The sequence below is a fragment of the Microbacterium sp. 2RAF4 genome, assembly GCF_052115285.1.
Classification (GTDB): domain Bacteria; phylum Actinomycetota; class Actinomycetes; order Actinomycetales; family Microbacteriaceae; genus Microbacterium; species Microbacterium oxydans.
In genome coordinates this window covers 1,129,656-1,151,062 of sequence record NZ_JBFRGI010000002.1, presented here as the reverse complement: position 1 = coordinate 1,151,062, position 21,407 = coordinate 1,129,656, and the positions used below count along the sequence as shown (strand labels likewise).

Here is a 21,407-nt window from a genome sequence, read left to right as displayed (position 1 = left end):
ACCGTATCGGCGGCCTCAGGATATCGGAGGAGTTGCAACGTGCCAAGAAAGTTCTTGACACCGCTGCCGCCACCGACGTAGCGTGACTCGCACACCGAACTTGGCACGTGCCAAGTCCGAGGCGGCGACGGTGCCGGACACCCGCTGTGAGAGGTCTCATGAACATCGGCTGTCATGGTTTGGTCTGGACGGGGAACTTCGATGCCGAGGGCATCCGTCTGGCGGTGCAGAAGACCAAGGAGGCGGGATTCGACCTCATCGAGTTCCCGCTGATGGATCCGTTCTCCTTCGACGTCGCGGTCGCGAAGGATGCTCTCGAGGAGTACGGCCTCGACGTCAGCGCCTCGCTCGGCCTGTCTGAGGCGACCGATGTCACGAGCTCCGACCCCGCGATCGTCGCGGCGGGTGAAGCCCTGCTCATCAAGGCCGTCGACGTGCTCGCGGATCTCGGAGGGAAGCACTTCTGCGGCGTGATCTACAGCGCGATGAAGAAGTACATGGAGCCCGTGACCACCGAGGGGCTCGCGAGCAGCCGGGCCGTGATCGCGCGGGTGGCCGACCATGCCGCCGGGCGCGGGGTATCGGTCTCGCTCGAGGTCGTGAACCGCTACGAGACGAACGTGCTCAACACCGCTCGTCAGGCCTTGGCCTATGTCGCCGAGGTCGACCGGCCGAACCTCGGGATCCACATCGACACGTACCACATGAACATCGAGGAGTCGGATATGTTCGCGCCGGTCCTCGATGCCGCTCCCGCCCTGCGCTACGTGCACATCGGCGAGAGTCACCGCGGATATCTGGGAACCGGCACCGTCGACTTCGACACGTTCTTCAAGGCGCTCGGGCGTATCGGGTACGACGGCCCGATCGTGTTCGAGTCGTTCTCGTCGGCGGTCGTCGCCCCGGACCTCAGCCGCATGCTCGGCATCTGGCGGAACCTCTGGAACGACAACGCCGAGCTCGGTGCCCACGCCAACGCCTACATCCGCGACAAGCTCGTCGCGATCGAGTCGATCCGCCTGCACTGAGTCGGTGAAGGGCGGGGAAAGATCAAGATGTCATTACAGGTCTTCCCAACCTCGCCGACGTTAGATACATTTAGATACAACTTGCGCTGCCCGTAGCGTAGGACGCAGAATTGATCCGATGTTTGCGACGGAATGGTCCGTCGGCATCGAAGCAGAACCTTCAAGGAAGCAGGTGAGCGCATGAGTGGACCCATCCTCCGGGTCGAGGGGATCAGCAAAGGATTCCCCGGCGTGCAGGCGCTGAAGGACGTGCACCTCGAGGTGCACGCCGGCGAGGTGCTCGTGCTCGTGGGTGAGAACGGCGCGGGAAAGTCGACCCTGATGAAGATCCTCTCCGGGATCTACACCAAGGACGAGGGGACGATCACGTTCGAGGGTCAGGAGGTCGAGCTCACGAGCCCTCTTCAGGCGCAGGAGCTGGGCATCACGATCATCCATCAGGAGCTCAACCTGATGCCCGATCTGACCGTGGCGCAGAACATCTACGTGGGGCGGGAGCCGACGACGGGCCCGTTCCTGTCGGAGCGCAAGCTCAACGCCCAGACCGCAGAACTGCTGCAGCGCCTCGACATCCATCTGAACCCGCGGCAGCTCGTCGGCGAGCTCACGGTGGCCGAGCAGCAGATGGTCGAGATCGCCAAGGCCCTGTCGTTCAACGCCAAGGTGCTCATCATGGATGAGCCCACCTCGGCCCTCACCGACACCGAGGTCGAGACGCTGTTCGTGCTGATCGAGCAGCTCAAGGCGCGCGGCACCGGGATCGTCTACATCTCGCACCGCATGGACGAGTTGCGTCGCCTGGCCGATCGCGTGACCGTTCTGCGTGACGGTACATACATCGGATCACTCGACAGGGCCGAGATCACCATCCCGACGATCATCGAGATGATGGTCGGACGTGTGATCGACGAGGGAACCCGTCCTCAGGCCCGCGAGCACGCCAACGACCCGATCGTCCTCGACGTCCAGGGGCTGTCGACCAGGAGCCTCCTGAAAGACGTGTCCTTCCAGCTGCACAAGGGCGAGATCCTCGGCTTCGCCGGGCTGATGGGCGCAGGGCGTACCGAGACCGCGAGGGCCGTGATCGGTGCGGACCATCGAGACGGCGGCACCATCGCGATAGACGGCCGCACCGTGAAGATCGCCCAGCCCGCCGACGCGGTGCAGCACGGCGTCGGATACCTCTCGGAGGACCGCAAGCTCCTCGGGCTCATGCTCGAGCAGGACGTGACGTTCAACACCGTGCTGGCCTCGCTCGGCTCCTACGCCAACGCGATCGGCTGGATGAGCGACAGCAAGGCGAAGAACCGCACCAAGGAGTACGTGCAGCAGCTGCGGGTGAAGACCCCCTCGGTCAACCAGGTGGTCAAGCTCCTCTCCGGAGGCAACCAGCAGAAGGTCGTCATCGCGCGGTGGCTGATGCGCGACTGCGACATCCTCATCTTCGACGAACCGACGCGAGGCATCGACGTCGGCGCGAAGGAGGAGATCTACCGCCTCATGCAGCAGCTCGCTGATGCAGGCAAATCCATCATCGTCATCTCATCCGAGCTCCCGGAGATCCTCCGCGTGGCGAACCGCATCGCGGTGTTCGCCAACGGCCGCATCACCGGGACGCTCCGCAACGAGGAAGCAAGCCAGGAGAAGATCATGCAACTCGCAGCCCACGGGGAGGAAGACTGATGAGCGCTCCGCAGCAGCCCGGATCGTCGACGACGACGATCATCCAGACAGCCGTGAACGAGCACACGGACAAGAGGGACGTCGGCGCGTTCTTGAAGCGTCAGTTCCAGCAGTCGCTGGCGTTCGGCACGCTCATCGTGCTGATCATCTTCTTCTCGATCGCCAGCCCGAACTTCTTCACCTTCAGCAACATCGCCACGGTGCTGCTGTCGACGGCGGTCATCGGCATCCTCGCCCTCGGCACCACCTTCGTCATCATCACCGGCGGCATCGACCTGTCGATCGGCACCGGCATGGCGCTGTGCGCCGTGATGACGGGTGTGTTCGTGACCAACATGGGGCTCCCGGTGTGGGTCGGCGTCATCGGCGGCATCCTGACCGGTGTGCTGATGGGGCTCGTGAACGGTGTGAACATCACGTTCCTCCGCCTCCCGCCGTTCATCGCCACCCTCGCGATGATGATGATCGCCGGCGGCCTCGCCCTCGTGATCTCGGGTGTCGCACCGATCTACTTCTCGACGTCGGCCCCCGACTTCAAGAAGATCGCCCTCGGCGTGATCATCCCCGGAATTCCGAACGCCGTGCTCGTGACCGCCGTGCTCGCGATCATCGCGTACCTGGTGCTGTCGAAGACGCTCCTCGGCCGGTACACGTTCGCGATCGGCTCGAACGAGGAGGCCACGCGCCTCTCGGGCGTCAACACCCGTCGCTGGACGATCCTCATTTACATGTTCGCCGGCGCCTTCACGGGAGTCGCGGGCATCGTCATCGCCTCGAGACTCGACTCGGCCCAGCCGCAGATCGGCACCGGATACGAACTGCAGGCGATCGCCGCGGTCATCATCGGCGGCACCTCGCTGCTGGGAGGACGCGGATCCATCCTCGGCACCGTGATCGGCGCCCTCATCATGAGCGTGCTCGTGAACGGTCTGCGCATCATGTCGATCCAGCCCGAGTGGCAGAACATCGTCGTCGGCGTGGTCGTGCTGCTCGCGGTGTTCCTCGACTCGCTGCGCAACCGACAGCGCACCTGAGACCTGGACGGCGGCGAAAACCCGTGCCCGTCGTCGTCCTCCGGCCCCGGCCGACACCCCGCGGAGACATCCGCACAGGCACCTGGAATGTCCACAGCGCCGGCTCGTCCGGCATCCACACAGAACAAACCGAGTCGTACCCAAACAATGGAGTTTTCATGAAATTCGGGAAGAAGACCGCACTCGTGGCCCTGGTGGCCGCATCCGCACTGGTGTTCGCCGGCTGTGCCGGCGGTGGCGGCGACGTGATCGAGGAGGGCTCGAGCAGCGGCGGCAGCAGCGATGGCGAGATGTACATCGCCATGGTCTCGAAGGGCTTCCAGCACCAGTTCTGGCAGGCCGTCAAGAAGGGTGCGGAGGAGAAGGCGAAGGAGCTCGGCGTGAAGATCACGTTCGAGGGCCCCGCAGCCGAGACCGAGATCGCCGGGCAGCTCGAGATGCTGACCGCCGCGATCGACAAGAACCCGGATGCCATCGCCTACGCCGCCCTCGACCCCGAGGCGTGCGTCGCCCCGCTCGAGCAGGCCAAGGCGAAGGATATCCCCGTGGTCTACTTCGATGCTCCCTGCAACGGCGACGTCGGGCTCAGCCTGTCGGCCACCGACAGCAAGGTCGCCGGTGCGCTCGCTGCCGAGCACATGGCCGACCTGATCGGCGGCGAGGGCCAGGTCGCCATCGTCGGCCACTCGCAGATCAACTCGACCGGTGTCGAGCGCCGCGACGGCTTCGTCGACAAGATCGAGGCGGACTACCCCGACATCGAGATCGTCGACATCCAGTACGGTGACGGCGACCACCTGAAGTCGGCCGACATCGCCAAGACCCTGATCGCTGCCCACCCCGACCTCAAGGGCATCTACGGCACCAACGAAGGCTCCGCCATCGGCGTCGTGAACGCCGTGAACGAGCTGGGCCTCGACAAGGGCAAGATCACGATCGTCGGGTTCGACTCCGGCGCGGCGCAGATCAACGCCATCAAGGACGGCACCATGGCCGGCGCCATCACGCAGGACCCGATCGGCATCGGCGCGCAGGTCGTGCAAGCCGCCTACGACGCCGCCAACGGTGAGGACGTCGAGAAGTTCTACGACACCGGTTCGTACTGGTACGACGAGAGCAACATCGACGACCCGAAGATCGCGGCCGTGCTCTACGAGTGACACCGCGACGCTGAAGAAGCCCCTCACCTTCGGGTGGGGGGCTTCTTCGCGTCCGGGCTCGGGTGGGGGATGGAACTCCACGATCGAGGCCGGGAATCGAGGTCAGGATCTGTCCGCGGTGACTGCCAGAGTGATCGCGACGAAAGGACGCACACCATGAGCAGCACACCCGCCCTCCCGGCTGGATCGAACACCATCAACCCCTTCCTCATGACCGATGACGCCGCCCGCATCATCGACTTCGTGATCGAGGTCTTCGGGGCGACCGACGTTCCCGAGGCCCGCACCGTCGACACCGACGGACTTGTCCTGCATTCCGAGCTGCGCATCGGCGACTCCGTCATCACGGTCGCCGACCGTAAGCCGGACTGGCCCTTCACCCCCGGATTCATCCAGGTGTACGTCGACGACGTCGAGGGAACGCTCGCACGAGCCGTCGGACTCGGCGCCCGTATCGTGACCCGGCCGACGGACTTCTTCGGAGACACGTTCTCGCGCTTCGCCGATCCCTCGGGAAATCTCTGGTGGGTATACGCCCACGTTCCGCAGGAGCAGACGTGGGACGCGGGCGGAACGGACGCCTCCACGTGGAACGGATCGGCGGAAGACGCAGGCGCGGACGACAGCGATGCCGCCGAGGCGGACTGGTCGAGCTTCACTTCACCCGAGCTCGAGTACATCCACGAAAGCCTCGTCGAGGCGATGGCGTCCTTGCGGGACCCTCGGCTCGATCGCTGACGGCCACGGCTCGTCAGAGCCGACGGAGGAAGGTGAGCTGCGACGAGGGCTCGACGATGAGCTCCTGCAGCGCGGCGTTGAAGGGGGCACCGGCCGGGGCGGAGAGGTGGGCGTGGAAGGCCGCCTCATCGCGGTAGACCTCGTACACGAAGAAACGGTCGGGGTCGTCGATGAGCCGGGACGCGTCGAAGACGAGGTTGCCCTCCTCGGCGCGCACGACCTCGGCGAACGCACGCAGCAGGGTGGCCACCATGTCCCCCGTGCCGGGCCGTGCGGTGAAGGTGGCGTGCAGGACGGTCGGCTCTGACACGGTGTCTCCTCGGGCCTGTCGGATGCGGATGTGGATGCCCATGTGCATGCTCTTGTTCCGGCCCATGCCCCGGGTCAGAGCGAGAGCGTCAGCAATCGGGCCGGCGTGGTCACGAGCATCCGGTGCACCACGTCGTCGCCGACGGCGTCACGCAGACGGGGGAGATAGCGCTCGCCGAGGTAACCGAGTCCCGGCATGCCGCCGTAGGCGATGTACCGCGTGCGACGAGCCACGTCGCCACCGAGCACGATCCGGTCCCTGGCACCGCGCTCGACGACAGCGATCGTCAGGGCGAGCAGCTCGGCGTCGGAGCGGGTGCGGGGTCGTGCGAAGCCGTCGTAGCCGAGGTGGGCTCCGCGTTCGGCGAGGGAGACGTGCAGGCCGGGGTCGGGGTCGCGGTCGGCGTGCGCAAGCACGACGCGATCGGCGGACACCCCCTCGGCCGCGAGCAGGTCGAGCACCTCGTGGGCCGCCGTGCCGAATTCCAGGTGCACCATGACCGGAGCGCCCGTCGCGCGATGCGCCTCGGCCACGGCGACCAGGGTGGTCCGCTCGAACGGGCTGATGCGCCAATAGTCGGCGCCGCCCTTGAGCAGCCCGGCGCGGACGGCGGCACCGTCGGGCGCCGCAGCGAGGGATACCTCTGGCGCCTCGAAGAGTTCCGCGTCGTCCGCGGGCATGCCGCGCGTGATGTCGGCGATGAAGAGGGCCGCCAGGCGGTCGGTCGTCCAGACCCGCATCGGATGGTCGTCGCCGTAGTGGGCTTCACGGTGTCGGCCGGTCGTCGCGACGATGCGCAGTCCGGTCGATGCACTGATCCGCGCCAGGGCGGCGGGGTCGCGGCCGAGTCCGAACGGCGTGGCATCCACCATCGCCTCGAACCCGCTCGCCTGCAGCAGGGCCGCCTCTTCACCCGAGGCCTTCTCGTCGTCGAGCTCGTCGCCCGGCAGCAGCGGCGACACCTGGAACAGGTGCTCGTGATAGTCCACGCGCCCGAGCAGTGCCGGGGCGATGTCGCTGAGCACGGTGCGGACGACGGCGGGCATCAGCGCACCGACTCCGCGGCCTCGGCGAGTCGCTCGACGGTCTCGGGTGTGAGATCGAGCTCGAACACGTCGGCGACGACCTGCGACCAGCCGTGGATGAAGTAGCGCCAGCCGTCGACCACGTGCAGGTCGCGCACCGCGGCTTGCGCTTCGGCCTGGTGGAGGAACTCGAGCGAGCCGCGGTAGTTGAACTCCCACGCGTAGGCACCATCGGGGAACACCACCGCGTCGGTCAGAGGAGAACCGGGGCGGTCCTTGCCGAGTCCCGTCGCGTTGGCGATCACGGAACCGGCGGGGGCGGCGGCGACGAGGGCGTCGGCTTCTTCCGGCGTGGTGGTGACGACGTAGTCGATCAGCCCCTCACGGGTGCCGTGCTGACGGTGCACCTCGCGCAGGTGGTCGAGCTTGTCCTGCGTGCGGGCGGTCACCGTGATCTTCGACGGGGAGTCGGCGCGTTCGGCGAGGGCCCAGCTGAGAGCGGTGCCCGAGCCTCCAGCCCCCAGGATCACGACCGCGGCCCCCGTACGGGTGAAGTGGTCGGTCGGCAGGAAGTCGTTCAGCGCGAGGTCGACCGTGATCGGGTCCTTGGCCCTTCCTGACAGCACCCGGCCTCGCTTGGAGATGCTGGAGATCTCGGAGCACGACACCGCGAACGGGTCGAGTTCATCGAACAGGTCGGAGGCGGCGGCGAACACGTTCATCTTGTGCGTGGTCACCAGGGCCCCGCGGTGGTGCGGGTCGTCGCGGATCTGCTCGACCATCGCGCGATACCGTGCGGGATCGGCATCCATCGGCAGGTCGTGACCGACCAGGGTGCGGGTCGGCAGGTCGAGGATGTCGGCCCAGAGCGGGAAGACCTTCATGATCGACGAGGAGGTGGTGGTCACCCCGACGAAGCCCATGTAGTCGGCGGCGACCGTCTCGGATCCGGAGGTCACGGTGTCGGCGGCGGTGGTCATCGGGTCTCCTCGGGGGCGGGGATCGGGACGGGGTGGGCGGGCTCGCTGCCCGAGAGGACGGCGATCACGTCGGCGAGCGAGAGGGAGCCCATGTTGTCGACCGCCTGGGTGGTCTGCGCGCCGAGGTGCGGGGTGACGATGACCCGGTCGGCGAGCTCCGGCGCCAGCAGGGGACTCGCGTGCGCTGCGGTGTCCCCGTCGAGGGTGTCCGCCGCGTAACCGGCGAGCACGCCGTCGTGCAGTGCTCTGGCCACCGCGGCCTCGTCGATCAGATCTCCGCGGGCGGTGTTGACCAGAACGGTTCCAGGCCGCATGCCTGCGAGGCGCTCCGCATCGACGAGTCGTTGGCCGCCCGGAGCGTGCAGCGTGATGACGTCGGCCGCACGGAACAGATCGTCGACCGTGGTGGGTTCCGCCCCGCGGGCGCGCACCGCGTCGTCGGGCACGAAGGGGTCGGCGGCGAGCACGCGAGGGCCGAAGCCGCTCAGACGCGCGGCGACGCCCTGGCCGATCCGGCCGAAGCCGACGATGCCGACCGTGGCGGCGCCGAGTTCCCGTCCGCGACGCACGCCCCAGTCGCCGGCGCGCACCCGGCGGTCGCCGTCCGGCACGAATCGCAGCGCTGCCAGCATGAGACCGACCGCGTGATCGGCCACGGCGTCGGCGTTCGCGCCGGGGGTGTTCGTCACGGGGATTCCGCGATCGCGCGCGGCAGCGAGGTCGACCGACTCGGTGCCCACTCCGTAGCGGGCGAGGATCTTGAGCTTCGGGGCTGCGGCGAGGTGCGCGTCGGTGATGGCGCCGGTTCCCGCGATCCAGGCATCGGCGCCGTGCAGCAGCGACCGCAGCTCGTCGACGTCGTGGTGCGCGGGTCCGCGCAGGATGCGGTGTCCGGACTGCGCTGCCCGCTCCACCAGATCGAGGTCGCCGTCCGAGAAGGATCGGCTGGTGACGAGGATCACAGCCATCAGCGCGGCCGTCCGGCGAACCACGGCGCGAGGGCCGCGTAGGCATCCGTGAACCGCGTGTGCCGTTCGGCGTACACGGCATGGCGGCCGGCATCCGGGGTGAACTCGGCGGTGACCTCGCTCAGGGCGCGGGCTGCCGAGAAGTCGGTGATCCCGAGCCCGACCGCGGCTGTCACGGCTGCTCCGAGGCTGTTCGCCTCCTCGACGATCGTCCTTCGGCGCACGGGAACTCCCCAGACGTCGGCGAGCACCGACAGGTACACGTCGCTCTGCGCTCCGCCGCCCACCGCATCGATGCGGTCGATCACGGCGCCCGACGCACGGAACGCCTGGATGCAGCTGAGCAGGTTGAACGCGGTGCCCTCCAGCACGGCGCGGACGAGGTGGGCTCGGCCGTGATGCCGCGAGAGACCGACGAACGCGCCACGGGCGTCCGGATCCCACAGCGGGGAGCGCTCACCGAGCAGGTACGGGAGGAAGTAGAGGTCGTCGGTATCGACATCGGCGGAGGCCTCGGCTGTCAGCCGTCCGGTCTCCGGGTGCGCGGGGTCGGGGGAGAGGGCCTCGGCGATCCACTGCACGGAGGCACCGCCGGCCTGCATGGTCGCCGTGGGTACGAACGATCCGGGGACGACGTTGTCGAACGTGAAGGTGCGCATCCCAGGATCGTGCAGTGGAGCGTCCGCTGCGAACGAGATCCACGACGAGGTGCCGAGGCACACGTAGGCGCCGTCCTCCGGAGCGACCACGCCCGATCCGACCGCGGCCAGCGGACCGTCGCCGCCGCCCATCACCACACGCACACCCGTGTGCAGCCCGAGCGCGGTGGCCGCGACATCCGTCAGCGCTCCGGCGATCTGCGTCGACTCCAGGATCTCGGGGAACAGCGCACGGTCGAGGCGTGCGGCCCGCAGCACCTCGTCCGACCAGGTGCCGGCCGTCTGGTCGTAGGCGTTGGTGCCTGAGGCGTCGGATCGGTCGGTCGCCAGACGCCCGGTGAGGCGCAGCACGATGAAGTCCTTCGCGACGCAGACCCGGCGCACGCGCGCCCAGACGTCGGGCTCGTTGTCGCGCACCCACATGATCTTCTCGACCGAGTAGGTGGGGTTCAGGCGGTGCCCCAGGATCCCGTACGCGCGTTCGGCGCCGATCGCCTTCTCGAGCTCGCGCTGCTGGGCTCCGGCTCTCGTGTCGGCCCAGATGATCGCCGGACGCGCGGGCTCGCCCTGGGCGTCGAGGAGGACGGCGCCCATCATCTGCCCGCTCACCACGAGTCCGGCGATGTCCGTCGTGGCCGTGCCGGTGCGGGCGATCAGGTCACGTGTGGCGGCGACGACCGCGTTCCACCAGTCGTCCGGGTTCTGCTCGGCGACGCCGCCCGCAGCGAAGTGCGCGGGGTAGGCGACGGTGACCGAGGCGACGATCCGGCCGTCGTCGTGGTGCAGGGAGGCCTTGTTCCCGGTCGTGCCCAGGTCGTGCGCGATGATCATTGCGGCGCCTATCCCGCGTACGGACGGAGCTCGACGCCCTCGGGTGACCGGTATGCCCGCGAGCCCATTCCATGCTCCAGCACCCAGCCGTAATCGTGCCCCGCTCCGCCCGGGTACACCGCGAGGAAGGAGTACGGTTCGTCGCCGGTGTTCACCGAGCGGTGCGCCCACCCCGGGGGGATGTAACCGATCGTGCCAGGGAGCATGTCGAGCCATTCGGTGCGCTCGCCGTCGAACATGAGCAGTCCGCCGCGACCTTTCAGCGCCAGGTAGATCTCGCCCTGATGGTTCGGGTGCTGGTGGCCCTTGGTCATCCAGAGCTCTCCGCTCGTGTCCCCGGGCATGATCGTGGTGATCGACTGGGGCAGCTCCCGGTCGACCTCGGGCACGGGGGAGCTGACCACGGTGTAGACCACGGGGTTCTCGCCGGCCGATGCCGTTGCCCAGGCCTCTGCGTCGAGGAACAGCCCCTCGAGGTCGGACATCCGCCGGGTGAGGGTCGGCCCTTCGGGCGAGAGCGTGAGCTTCTCGGCGTCGAAGGCGATCGCCATGGGGGAGATCGGCGGGGCGTGGAACTCGGGCATCGGTGCTCCTCGTAACGGGTGCTGCGACGCTGCGCAACCTGTAATGACAGGTTCACTGTACCTGTTATGACAGGTGGCGTCCAGAGTTCTCGCGAACGCGAGGGAGCCTCCGGGGTCAGGCCTCGGCGCGGCGCGCGCGGTAGGCGGCGACGGCGTTGCGGTTCGCGCACGTGGTGGAGCAGTAGCGCTTCGAGCGGTTGCGGGAGAGATCGAGCGCGATGGACTGACAGGTGTCGTCCTCGCAGACGGTGAGGCGTGAGCCCTCGTCGGCACGGATGACGTCGATCAGGGCCATCGCGGTCTCGATCAAAATGCGTTCGGCAAGGGGCTGCTCGTCCGCCACCGCGTGCAGGTGCCAGTCCACGCCGTCATGGCGGCGCAGCGCGGGGGTGAGTCGGGACTCCGCGAGCGCGTCGTTGACATGAGCGGCCATCTCGTCGCGCGGTGCCAGGAGCATCGCGCGGAGCCGGGGGCGCAGGCTGCGGAGCGAGGTGACCTCGGCCTCATCGCGGTCCAGGCGGCCGGTGTAGGGGAACTCCCGGAGGAAGGCGCCCTCGTCGTCGATGTGGGTGAGCGTGTCCGGCTGCTCCGCCGAGTTCGCGAGCCAGACCGCGGAGCGCAACGCCTCTTCCGTGTCATCGGTGAAGATCATATTGACATGTTACTACGCACGAGAGTAGCGTCATCGATCATGAGCACGGTGAGCAATGACGCGGTTGTCGACTCCGCCAGGGGTGTGCGCCTCGGGCTGCCGCTCGCCCTCGCCGCGGCCTTCGCCTTCGGCATGTCGGGCGGATGGGCGCGGGGGCTCATCGACGCAGGGTGGAGTCCGGGCGCTGCCGTCACGGCGCGCATCTGGGTCGCCGCCCTCGTGCTGCTCGTCCCGACGATCCTGTCGCTGCGCGGACGGTGGGCGCTGCTGCGGCGCAACGCGGGCATGATCCTCGCCTACGGGCTGCTGGCAGTCGCCGCGACCCAGCTCTTCTACTTCCAGGCGGTCGCGGTCATGGATGTCGGGCTGGCGCTCCTCATCGAGTACACCGCCCCGGTCGCGGTGCTGCTGTGGCTCTGGCTGCGGAGAGGGGAGCGGCCGAGCCGCAAGAGCCTCCTCGGCGCCGCGATCGCGTTCGTCGGACTCGTGCTCATGCTCGACGTGCTCACCGGTGCCGACGTCAACGTGCCCGGCATCCTGTGGGCGCTCGGCGCCATGGTGGGCGCTGCTGCCTACTTCGTGCTTTCCGCCAAGGCCGACACCGGATTGCCGCCCCTCGCCCTGGCCGGCAGCGGGCTGCTGCTCGGGGCGCTCGGGCTCACTGCGGCCGGCGCGGTCGGCGTGCTGCCGATCGCATGGACGACCGATGACATCTCCTACCGGTTCGGCAGCGTTCCCTGGTTCGTGCCGGTGCTCGCGATGGGGGTGGTTGCGACCGCTCTCGCCTATCTGCTCGGCATCGCGTCGACACGCATGCTGGGCTCGCGGCTCGCTTCCTTCGTCGCACTCGCGGAGGTCGTGGCCGCACTGCTGTTCGGCTGGCTGCTGCTCGGCCAGCTCCCCGACCTCCTGCAGGCCCTCGGCGGTGTGCTGGTCCTGATCGGCGTGGTCGTGGTCAAGCTCGGCGAGCCCGTCGCCCCTCCCGTCGCGATATGACAGCCGAATCCGCCGATTCGGCTGTCATATCGCGACCGGAGCGGTGGCGGTTTGTATACGAACGAGGGGTGGGGGGAGTGAGAGGGCCGGGGACGGTGGGCTTATGTATACACTGAGGGGATGAGCCTCGTCGCTGAACGCACCTCCGCGGGTGACCGCGCGTATGCGGCGCTGCTCGACGGCATCCAGTCCGGTGCCCTGCCGGCCGGTTTCGTGCTCGGCGAGGTCGAGCAGGCCGAGCGCCTGGGAGTGAGCCGCACACCGATGCGCGAGGCGCTCCGTCGCCTGATCGCCGATGGACTCGTGGTGCAGCAGTCGCCGCGGGTCACCGTCGTGGCGGACCTGGACGCCGACGACATCCGCTCCCTCTTCGAGATCCGCCGCGCGCTCGAGGAATCCTCGGCACGCCTCGCCGCCGCCCGCGGCGACGCACAGCTCTTCGCAGCCCTCGCCGACGAGTTCGCGCACGTCGACCTCGACGCCGTCGAGGGCCGAGACGCCTACTACGCGCTCATCGCCCGCTTCGACGCGGCCCTCGATGCGGCCGTCGCCAACGACTACATCGCCTCCGCGCTGCGCACCGTGCGCACCCACCTCGTGAGAGTGCGGCGGATGGCCAGGGACAAGCCCGCCCGACTCGCCGCCTCCGCCGCCGAGCACCGCACCATCGCGCAAGCGCTCGCCGCCCGCGACGGCGACCTCGCCGCCCATGCCACGCACGTGCACCTGCACAACGCGCTCGCCGGCATCCTCGACTCCCTCGATTCCCGCAACAGCGTCGACTCCAGCAACAGTGAAGGATAAGAAATGACCGTCAGCCACCACGTCCGTGTGCACCGCAGCGACGAGAACCTCGCCAGGGAAGACCAGCTCGCCTGGAAGATCGCCGAGGTCGCCGCCGACCAGGTCGAGGTCGAGCAGCCGGTCGTGGACATGATCATCAACCGCATCATCGACAACGCATCGGTGGCCGCCGCTTCCCTCACCCGCGCGCCGATCAACGCGGCTCGTGCGCAGGCCTTCAGCCACCCCGTCTCGGTCGGCGGCGTCGGCGCGAACCTCTTCGGCGCCGAGCTCGACCACCGCACCAGCCCCGAGTGGGCGGCCTGGGCGAACGGCGTGGCCGTGCGCGAGCTCGACTACCACGACACCTTCCTCGCAGCGGAGTACTCGCACCCCGGCGACAACATCCCGCCGATCCTCGCGGTCGCTCAGCACACCGGCAAGGACGGGCGCGCGCTCGTGCGCGGCATCGCCACCGGCTACGAGATCCAGATGGACCTGGTGCGCGCGATCTGCCTGCACAAGCACAAGATCGACCACGTCGCCCACCTCGGCCCGTCCGCCGCCGCCGGCATCGGCACGCTCCTCGGTCTCGACGTCGAGACGATCTACCAGGCAGTCGGTCAGGCGCTGCACACCACGACCGCCACCCGCCAGAGCCGCAAGGGCGAGATCTCCACCTGGAAGGCGCACGCCCCCGCCTTCGCCGGGAAGATGGCCGTCGAGGCGGTCGACCGGGCGATGCGCGGTCAGACCAGCCCCGCGCCGATCTACGAAGGCGAAGACGGCGTGATCGCGTGGATGCTCGACGGCAAGGACGCCTCGTACGACGTGCCGCTGCCCGCCGCCGGCGAGCCCAAGCGCGCCATCCTGGACTCGTACACGAAGGAGCACTCCGCCGAGTACCAGGCCCAGGCGCTGATCGACCTCGCCCGCAAGCTCGGCATCCAGAACCCCGCGCTGCGCGACCCTGCGAACATCCAGTCCATCGTCATCCACACCAGCCACCACACGCACAACGTGATCGGCTCGGGCGCCAATGACCCGCAGAAGTACGACCCCACCGCGTCGCGCGAGACCCTCGACCACTCGGTGCCGTACATCTTCGCTGTCGCCCTGCAGGACGGCGGCTGGCACCACGTCGACTCCTACGCCCCCGAGCGTGCCGGTCGCGCCGACACCGTCGCGCTGTGGCACAAGGTCACCACGGCCGAGGACGCCGAGTGGACGCGCCGCTACCACTCGGAGGACCCGGCCGAGAAGGCATTCGGCGGTCGCGTCGAGATCCGCCTCACCGACGGGTCGACCGTGGTCGACGAGATCGCGGTGGCCGATGCGCACCCCCTCGGAGCGCGTCCGTTCGCCCGCGAGAACTACATCGCGAAGTTCCGCCTGCTGGCGGAACCCGTGCTCGAGCCCGCCGAGATCGAGCGGTTCCTCGCCCTCGTGCAGCGCCTGCCCGAGCTGACCGCAGCCGAGGTCGGCGAGCTGTCGATCGTCGCGAAGCCCGGCCTGCTCGAAGCCGCCGACGCCCCCAAGGGTCTGTTCTGATGCTGTACTCCACCGTCACACCTGCCGAGAAGAGGCGTCTCTTCCGGGAACGGCTGGCCTCCGGGGAGCTGCTGCGCTTCCCCGGCGCGTTCAATCCGCTGAGCGCCCGACTGATCGAGCAGAAGGGCTTCGAGGGCGTCTACATCTCGGGCGCCGTGCTGTCCGCCGACCTCGGCCTGCCCGACATCGGCCTCACCACGCTGACCGAGGTCGCCGGCCGCGCCAAGCAGATCGCCCGCATGACCGATCTCCCCGCGATCGTCGATGCCGACACCGGCTTCGGGGAACCGATGAACGTCGCCCGCACGATCCAGGAGCTCGAAGACGCGGGTCTCGCCGGCACCCACATCGAGGACCAGATCAACCCGAAGCGCTGCGGTCACCTCGACGGCAAGGCCGTGGTCGACGAGAACACCGCGATCAAGCGGATCCGTGCCGCCGCCGACGCCCGTCGCGACGAGAACTTCCTCATCATGGCGCGCACCGACATCCGGGCCGTCGAGGGGTTGGACGCCGCGATCGACCGTGCGAAGGCACTGGTCGATGCCGGCGCCGACGCCGTGTTCCCCGAGGCGATGCGCACCCTCGCCGAGTTCGAGGCGATGGCCGAGGCGCTCGACGTGCCGATCCTGGCGAACATGACCGAGTTCGGCAAGAGCGAGCTGTTCTCGGTCGACAACCTCCGCGACGCCGGAGTGAACCTGGTCATCTGGCCGGTGTCGCTGCTGCGCATCTCGATGGGGGCCGCTGGCCGCGCACTGGATACGCTGAACGACGAGGGGCACCTGACCTCGAAGCTCGGCGAGATGCAGCACCGCGCCGATCTCTACGACCTGATCGACTACGAGTCGTACAACCACTTCGACTCGGGCGTCTTCAACTTCACCATCACGAAGGAGTGACCATGACCGAGCCGGACATCAAGAAGGGCCTCGCGGGCGTCGTCGTCGACACGACCGCGATCTCGAAGGTCAACCCCGAGACGAACAGCCTGCTGTACCGCGGCTACCCGGTGCAGGAGCTGGCGGACACCCAGCCCTTCGAAGCGGTCGCGTATCTGCTGTGGAACGGCGAGCTGCCGACTCCGGAAGAGCTCGCCGCATTCCGGCTGGAGGAGCGGAAGCACCGCGCGCTCGCCGACAACGTGAAGGCGGCGATCGACCTGGTGCCGCTGGATGCGCATCCGATGGACGAGGTGCGCACCGCGGTCAGCCTGATCGGCGCCTCCGACCCCGACGCCGGGGGCTCGGTGCTCGATGCGGGCGGCAGCCCCGAGCAGAACCTCGAGCGCAGCATCCGGCTGTTCGCCGCGCTCCCTGCCATCGTCGCCTATGGCCAGCGTCGCCGTCGCGGCCAGGAGCTCATCGCCCCGCGCGACGACCTCGACTACTCCGCGAACTTCCTCTGGATGACCTTCGGCGAGGAGGCGGACGATGTCGTGGTGGACGCCTTCAACCGGTCGATGATCCTCTACGCCGAGCACTCGTTCAACGCCTCGACCTTCACCGCGCGGGTGATCACCTCGACGCTGAGCGACATCTACTCGGCCGTGGTCGGCGCGATCGGTGCGCTCAAGGGTCCGCTGCACGGTGGGGCCAACGAGGCCGTGCTGCACATCTTCGACGAGATCGGGTCGGCGGACGCGGTGGAGTCGTGGCTCGACAAGGCCCTCGCGGAGAAGCGCAAGATCATGGGCTTCGGGCACCGCGTCTACAAGAAAGGCGACTCCCGTGTGCCCACCATGAAGGCCGCGCTCGACACCCTGGTGGAGCACTACGATCGCCCCGAGGTCGCGGCTCTGTATGACGCGCTCGAGTCGGAGTTCGTCGCCCGCAAGGGCATCTACCCGAACCTCGACTACCCCTCGGGTCCTGCGTACAACCTGATCGGGTTCGACACCCTCACCTTCACGCCGCTGTTCGTGGCGGCTCGCGTGACCGGATGGACCGCGCACGTGATCGAGCAGGCCGGATCGAACGCGCTGATCCGTCCTCTGTCGCACTACGACGGCCCAAACGAGCGCCACGTCGAGAGCTGACACCTGCCCGTGCGAAAAGGCCCCCGTCCCACCGGACGGGGGCCTTCTCACGTGCCCGGGGCGCACCTGTAGCGTGTGCGCGGGCTCGGGGTCAAGCGGATGCGGCGATTCCTGCGGCGGGAGTAGAACCGGATGCGGGATGAACGCATCCCGCGAGAAGGAGGGTTCCATGTCCGCATCCGACGCCGCCGTCAAGGAGGTCAGGTCACTCGTCCCCGCACGTATGGACCGGCTGCCGTGGTCGCGATTCCACTGGTTGATCGTCGTCGGGCTCGGGTTCTCGTGGATCCTCGACGGCCTCGAGGTGCAGATCGTCGCCGCGAACGGATACGCCGCGACCCTCGGCATGGGGCCGGCCGAGGTGGGACTCGCCGGCACGTGCTACCTGCTCGGTCAGGTCTTCGGAGCCCTTTTCTTCGGACGCCTCACCGACCGTCTCGGACGCAAGAAGCTCTTCCTCGTCTCCCTCGCCGTCTATCTCGTGGGTTCAGCGGTCGCCGGGCTCGCCTTCGCGCCGTGGTTCTTCTACATCTGGCGCTTCGTGGCGGGCGCCGGTATCGGTGGTGAGTACGCGGCCATCAACTCGGCGATCGACGAGATCATCCCGGCGCGCTATCGCGGACGTGTCGACATCGCGATCAACGGCACCTACTGGGGCGGTGCGGCGCTCGGCGCCGTGGCGAACGTGTTCTTCCTGAACACCGACATCCTCCCCGAGGACATCGGGTGGCGGCTCAGCTTCTTCCTCGGGCCCCTCCTCGGACTGCTGCTCATCTACATGCGCCGGCACATCCCGGAGAGCCCGCGCTGGCAGATGACCCACGGGCGCGAAGAGGCGGCGGAGCGCAATGTCGACGAGATCGAGGAGCGCATCCGCAAGGAGGGCAAGACGATCCCACCCGTCGATGAGAGCAAGGCCATCACGGTCAAGGAGTACGGCCGCGTGCCGTTCCTCGTGATCGCGAAGGTGCTGTTCAAGAAGTATCCGCGGCGCACGCTGGTGGGCATCACGATGATGGTGACGCAGTCCTTCCTCTACAACGCGATCTTCTTCACGTACGCGCTGGTGCTGGAGAACTTCTACGACACCCCGCCCGCTTCGGCGTCGCAGTACTTCATCGTGTTCGCCGTCGGCAACCTCGCCGGGGCGCTCATCCTCGGGCACTTCTTCGACACCTGGGGCCGCCGTCGCATGCTGTTCGGCACCTACATGCTCGCCGGCCTGATCCTGCTGGTCAGCGCCTTCCTGTTCAACGCCGGGGTGCTGAACGCGGCGACGCACACGGCGTTCTGGTGCGCTTCGTTCTTCTTCGCGTCGGCCGGAGCATCGGCGGCCTACCTGACGGTCAGCGAGATCTTCCCGCTGGAGCTGCGCAGCCAGGTCATCTCGTACATCTTCTCGATCGGGCAGCTCGTCGGCGCGATCGCCCCCGTGCTCTACGGTGCCCTGATCGGGCAGAGCGCCGAGAGTGGTGACCGCGGTCCGCTCTTCTGGGGCTATGTGCTCGGCGCCGCGATCATGATGTTCGGCGGCATCGTGTGCGGTGTGTTCGGCGTGAGCGCCGCCGGGAAGTCGCTGGAGGACATCGCCGACCCGCTCTCGCTCGTCGAGCCTGCCGAGAAAGGCGTCACACCCGACGGCAGACTCGCGTCCTGATCCCGACCGCCTCCGCTTCCCGGCGGGCGATGAGACGCCCGCTCGGGAACAGGAAGGGCGACGGCTCAGGCGAGGGCGGCGAGGAGCGCGGCGGCGGCGGACCCGGACGACTGCGGGTTCTGCCCGGTGATGAGCAGGCCGTCGACGACCACGTAATCGCTCCACGGGGCCGCGATGTCGACCTCGGCGCCCCGGGCGCGCAGCTCGCTCTCCAGCAGGAACGGGGCGCGGTCGGCGAGGCCGCCCAGGCGCTCCTCCTCGTCGGTGAACCCCGTGAGGCGGCGCCCGGCGATGAGGGGCTCCCCCGTCGCGGTGCGGGCGGGAAGAAGCGCTGCGAGTCCGTGGCAGACGGCGGCGAGCGGTCGGCCTCCCGCGATCGTGGCCGCGATCAGTGCAGCGGAGTCCTCATCGGCGGCGAGATCCTGCATCGGGCCGTGGCCGCCGGGGTAGTAGACCGCGTCGTACGCCGCGGCGTCCACGTCCGCCAGCACGAGCGGGGCGTCGAGCCCGTCGACCGCGGCGATCGCGGCGGCGTCGCCGTCCCCGAGGCTGCCGGCGTCGGCAACCGGGGTCACGCCGCCAGGGGTCGCGAAGCTCACGGTGTGTCCGGCGTCGCGGAGAGCGCGGTAAGGCACGAGCAGCTCCTCCGCCCAGTAGCCGGTCGGGTGAGCGGTGCCGTCGGTGAGGGTCCAGGTGCGGGCGCCGGTGACGACGAAGAGAACAGAGGACATGCGTGCTCCAGAAGGTCGGACGGCAACGGCCGTGCGGATGCGATACCGGGGACAACGACGCCTCATCGCATCCGATTCCGATAGATTTCCGATATGAGCGATCGGAATAGCGATGGGCTGCGCGATCTGGCGCTGTGGCGCACGTTCCTCGCCGCGCACCGTTCCGGGTCCGTGTCGGCGGCCGCTCGCCTGCTCGGCATCGCGCAGTCCTCGGTGACGACACAGCTGCAGGCGCTGGAGCGGAGCGAGGGAGAGCCGCTGTTCATCCGGCATGCCCGCGGGATCCGGCCCACTCCTCGGGCCGACGACCTGGCCGCCCGCGTGTCCGGTCCGCTCGATGCGCTGGCGCTGGCCGTCGGTGCGCCGTCCACCGTCGAAGCCGCACCCGTGCGCCTCGGCGGAGCGGCCGAGTTCCTCGAGCGCGTGGCCGTGCCTGCCCTGGCGCCGATGGTCGCGGCCGGCCGCCGGATCGCGGTCACGGCCGGCGTCGCGGACGACCTGCTGGAGCAGCTCCGCAGCGGAAGCCTCGATCTCGTGATCTCGGCCATCCGCCCGAGAGGTCGCGCTCTGCCGTCGGCAGCCCTCGTCGACGAGGAGTTCGCGCTCGTCGCCGCCCCGTCGCTCGGGGTCGTCCCGTCGCCGGACCTGAGCCCGGGGATGATCGAGGAGCACCCGCTGCTCGCCTACGCGCACGACGTGCCGATCCTGCGCCGCTACTGGCGGCACGTGTTCGGCCTCCGCCTGGAGCGTGAGCCCGCACTCACCGCGCCGGACCTCCGGGCGCTCGCCGCCGCGGCCCTCGCAGGAGCGGGGATCACCGTGCTGCCGACCTACCTGATCGCCGACGAACTGGCCGACGGCCGGCTGAGCGTGCTGCGTCCGACCGATGATCCGCCGATCAACACCCTCTCCCTGGTGCGGCGCCCTGGCCCGCTCACGGCCGCCATCGCGGAGATCGACCGCGCTCTCCGGGACGCCGTCGACGGGATCGGAACCCGAAGAGGGGCCGCCGTCAGCGGGTGAGCCAGGTCCGCAGCGAGCGTGTCACGAACGGGAGCACCCAGTACGCCATGATCGGCGTGAGCACGAGCGTGGTGACGAGCACGCGCAGCCAGATCGGCAGCTCGTTCCAGCCCGGGACAGGGCTCATCGCGTAGGTGAAGGCGAGGTTGACGGGGAAGAAGCCCAGCCAGATCGAGGTCGCCTGTTTCCAGCGCGGCGGAGCGGGTGCGACCGTGACCGTCTCGGTGGTGCCGTCAGTGGACGGGAGCGTGATCTTCCCGGTGGTCGGCTCGTCGAACCAGCCCTCGATCCCGGTGCGGCGCTTGGAGCGCTCGCTGCGCACGAAACCTTCGCCCATCGACAGCCACCATGCCCGCTCGGCCGACTGCTCCCAGGCGGTGAGGGAGTCTTCGCTCGCGAAGCGGTAGAGCATGTGCCAGACCTGCGACTCCTCGCCGGCGCGCACCCATCCCGAACCGAGGAAGCCCGGATACTTCGTCGCGAGGTTCACCCCCGTCTGCACCCAGGCGGTCGCCTCGACGATGCGCTCGGGGTCGACTTCGCGGCGGATGGAGACGGTGAGGGGTTCGGACATGGTGCGGTCCTCGGGGAACGGGCGCCAGGGGTCGGGGCGCCGAAGCGGATGCGCCAGGGTGACGGCGCACGGTCGATTCTAATTCGGTTGCGGGAGGTTCCCGGCCGGATCCGCCCGTACACGGAGAGGACCCCCGCCGACCCGATTCGGCGGGGGTCTCGCGGCGTGGGAGCCGCGACGGGAGCGAGAGCGCTCACCGTGCGCGCGGTGGACGCGACACCCGATCCGGTCTGAGTCTCTGTCCGCGCATATGCAGTTGTACTCGGCAGAGATGGCCGGCCGGTGAACGCGGGGCGAACACCCTCGGCCGATGGGGCGGGGTCGGTGCCAGGAGATACAAGGATGTCCTAGTAAATGTCTGGTGCTCCGAGTAAACTCCCCAATGTGCCAACGACGGCACGG

21 protein-coding genes are annotated in these 21,407 nt (G+C 68.6%); 12 read left to right on the top strand and 9 right to left on the bottom strand.

All coding sequences use genetic code 11. From position 1 onward, the window contains the following. The first annotated feature begins 158 nt into the window (after nucleotides 1-158). From AB4070_RS10035 to AB4070_RS10015, 5 genes are all read left to right on the top strand, one after another. Nucleotides 159-1,028, top strand: a complete 870-nt coding sequence (locus tag AB4070_RS10035) for a sugar phosphate isomerase/epimerase family protein (RefSeq protein ID WP_441979959.1) — start codon at nucleotides 159-161, stop codon at nucleotides 1,026-1,028. 180 nt (nucleotides 1,029-1,208) lie between these two features. After that, nucleotides 1,209-2,711: a sugar ABC transporter ATP-binding protein gene (locus AB4070_RS10030; protein WP_441979958.1), complete on the top strand. Its 1,503-nt coding sequence runs from the start codon at nucleotides 1,209-1,211 to the stop codon at nucleotides 2,709-2,711. Further along, nucleotides 2,711-3,745 carry an ABC transporter permease gene (locus AB4070_RS10025; RefSeq protein WP_441979957.1) on the top strand — a complete coding sequence of 345 codons (1,035 nt, stop codon included), beginning with the start codon at nucleotides 2,711-2,713 and terminating at the stop codon, nucleotides 3,743-3,745. The genes AB4070_RS10030 and AB4070_RS10025 overlap by 1 nt, the downstream gene beginning before the upstream one ends. A 158-nt stretch (nucleotides 3,746-3,903) precedes the next feature. Then, nucleotides 3,904-4,905, top strand: a complete 1,002-nt coding sequence (locus AB4070_RS10020) for an ABC transporter substrate-binding protein (protein ID WP_441979956.1) — start codon at nucleotides 3,904-3,906, stop codon at nucleotides 4,903-4,905. 156 nt (nucleotides 4,906-5,061) lie between these two features. Next, entirely contained in the window at nucleotides 5,062-5,643 is a 582-nt protein-coding gene (locus AB4070_RS10015) for a VOC family protein (protein ID WP_441979955.1), read from the top strand. Between the two features lie 13 nt (nucleotides 5,644-5,656). Here AB4070_RS10015 and AB4070_RS10010 read toward each other — a convergent pair whose 3' ends face one another. The 7 genes from AB4070_RS10010 to AB4070_RS09980 all read right to left on the bottom strand — a co-directional run bounded on the left by AB4070_RS10010 (nucleotide 5,657) and on the right by AB4070_RS09980 (nucleotide 11,652). Next, nucleotides 5,657-5,953, bottom strand: a complete 297-nt coding sequence (locus tag AB4070_RS10010) for a putative quinol monooxygenase (protein WP_441979954.1) — start codon at nucleotides 5,951-5,953, stop codon at nucleotides 5,657-5,659. A gap of 74 nt (nucleotides 5,954-6,027) precedes the next feature. Beyond that, the gene (locus AB4070_RS10005) at nucleotides 6,028-6,999 is read right to left on the bottom strand and encodes a phosphotriesterase family protein (RefSeq protein WP_441979953.1); all 972 of its coding nucleotides are present in this window, start codon (nucleotides 6,997-6,999) and stop codon (nucleotides 6,028-6,030) included. Continuing rightward, nucleotides 6,999-7,958, bottom strand: a complete 960-nt coding sequence (locus AB4070_RS10000) for a shikimate dehydrogenase (protein WP_441979952.1) — start codon at nucleotides 7,956-7,958, stop codon at nucleotides 6,999-7,001. Before AB4070_RS10000 ends, AB4070_RS10005 begins: the two co-directional genes overlap by 1 nt. After that, nucleotides 7,955-8,926: a phosphoglycerate dehydrogenase gene (locus AB4070_RS09995; RefSeq protein WP_441979951.1), complete on the bottom strand. Its 972-nt coding sequence runs from the start codon at nucleotides 8,924-8,926 to the stop codon at nucleotides 7,955-7,957. The genes AB4070_RS10000 and AB4070_RS09995 overlap by 4 nt, the downstream gene beginning before the upstream one ends. Then, complete coding sequence (gene xylB / locus AB4070_RS09990) at nucleotides 8,926-10,416, bottom strand: xylulokinase (RefSeq protein ID WP_441979950.1); 1,491 nt, start codon at nucleotides 10,414-10,416, stop codon at nucleotides 8,926-8,928. The genes AB4070_RS09995 and xylB overlap by 1 nt, the downstream gene beginning before the upstream one ends. A gap of 8 nt (nucleotides 10,417-10,424) precedes the next feature. Further along, nucleotides 10,425-11,000, bottom strand: coding sequence for a glucose-6-phosphate isomerase family protein (locus AB4070_RS09985; protein WP_441979949.1), 576 nt, complete (start codon nucleotides 10,998-11,000; stop codon nucleotides 10,425-10,427). Nucleotides 11,001-11,115: 115 nt separating this feature from the next. After that, complete coding sequence (locus tag AB4070_RS09980) at nucleotides 11,116-11,652, bottom strand: CGNR zinc finger domain-containing protein (RefSeq protein WP_441979948.1); 537 nt, start codon at nucleotides 11,650-11,652, stop codon at nucleotides 11,116-11,118. A 39-nt stretch (nucleotides 11,653-11,691) separates the two neighbouring features. Here AB4070_RS09980 and AB4070_RS09975 point away from each other — a divergent pair, with 39 nt between their 5' ends. The 6 genes from AB4070_RS09975 to AB4070_RS09950 all read left to right on the top strand — a co-directional run bounded on the left by AB4070_RS09975 (nucleotide 11,692) and on the right by AB4070_RS09950 (nucleotide 18,677). Further along, complete coding sequence (locus AB4070_RS09975) at nucleotides 11,692-12,648, top strand: EamA family transporter (protein WP_441979947.1); 957 nt, start codon at nucleotides 11,692-11,694, stop codon at nucleotides 12,646-12,648. A 120-nt stretch (nucleotides 12,649-12,768) separates the two neighbouring features. Then, on the top strand, nucleotides 12,769-13,452 hold the full coding sequence (locus tag AB4070_RS09970) for a GntR family transcriptional regulator (protein ID WP_441979946.1): 684 nt from the start codon (nucleotides 12,769-12,771) through the stop codon (nucleotides 13,450-13,452). A gap of 3 nt (nucleotides 13,453-13,455) precedes the next feature. Continuing rightward, a complete protein-coding gene (locus tag AB4070_RS09965; protein ID WP_441979945.1) occupies nucleotides 13,456-14,982 on the top strand; it encodes an MmgE/PrpD family protein in 1,527 nt (508 codons plus the stop codon). Further along, entirely contained in the window at nucleotides 14,982-15,884 is a 903-nt protein-coding gene (prpB, locus tag AB4070_RS09960; protein WP_441979944.1) for a methylisocitrate lyase, read from the top strand. Before AB4070_RS09965 ends, prpB begins: the two co-directional genes overlap by 1 nt. 2 nt (nucleotides 15,885-15,886) lie before the next feature. Next, complete coding sequence (locus AB4070_RS09955; protein ID WP_441979943.1) at nucleotides 15,887-17,020, top strand: bifunctional 2-methylcitrate synthase/citrate synthase; 1,134 nt, start codon at nucleotides 15,887-15,889, stop codon at nucleotides 17,018-17,020. A gap of 169 nt (nucleotides 17,021-17,189) precedes the next feature. Next, complete coding sequence (locus AB4070_RS09950; protein WP_441979942.1) at nucleotides 17,190-18,677, top strand: MFS transporter; 1,488 nt, start codon at nucleotides 17,190-17,192, stop codon at nucleotides 18,675-18,677. Between the two features lie 65 nt (nucleotides 18,678-18,742). On the opposite strand, the gene AB4070_RS09945 is transcribed toward AB4070_RS09950, so the two are convergent. After that, nucleotides 18,743-19,408 carry a type 1 glutamine amidotransferase domain-containing protein gene (locus AB4070_RS09945; RefSeq protein ID WP_441979941.1) on the bottom strand — a complete coding sequence of 222 codons (666 nt, stop codon included), beginning with the start codon at nucleotides 19,406-19,408 and terminating at the stop codon, nucleotides 18,743-18,745. A 93-nt stretch (nucleotides 19,409-19,501) separates the two neighbouring features. Here AB4070_RS09945 and AB4070_RS09940 point away from each other — a divergent pair, with 93 nt between their 5' ends. Beyond that, entirely contained in the window at nucleotides 19,502-20,431 is a 930-nt protein-coding gene (locus tag AB4070_RS09940; RefSeq protein ID WP_441979940.1) for a LysR family transcriptional regulator, read from the top strand. On the opposite strand, the gene AB4070_RS09935 is transcribed toward AB4070_RS09940, so the two are convergent. Then, the gene (locus AB4070_RS09935) at nucleotides 20,421-21,005 is read right to left on the bottom strand and encodes an antibiotic biosynthesis monooxygenase (protein WP_441979939.1); all 585 of its coding nucleotides are present in this window, start codon (nucleotides 21,003-21,005) and stop codon (nucleotides 20,421-20,423) included. The two genes, AB4070_RS09940 and AB4070_RS09935, sit on opposite strands and share 11 nt — an antisense overlap. Nucleotides 21,006-21,407 lie beyond the last annotated feature (402 nt).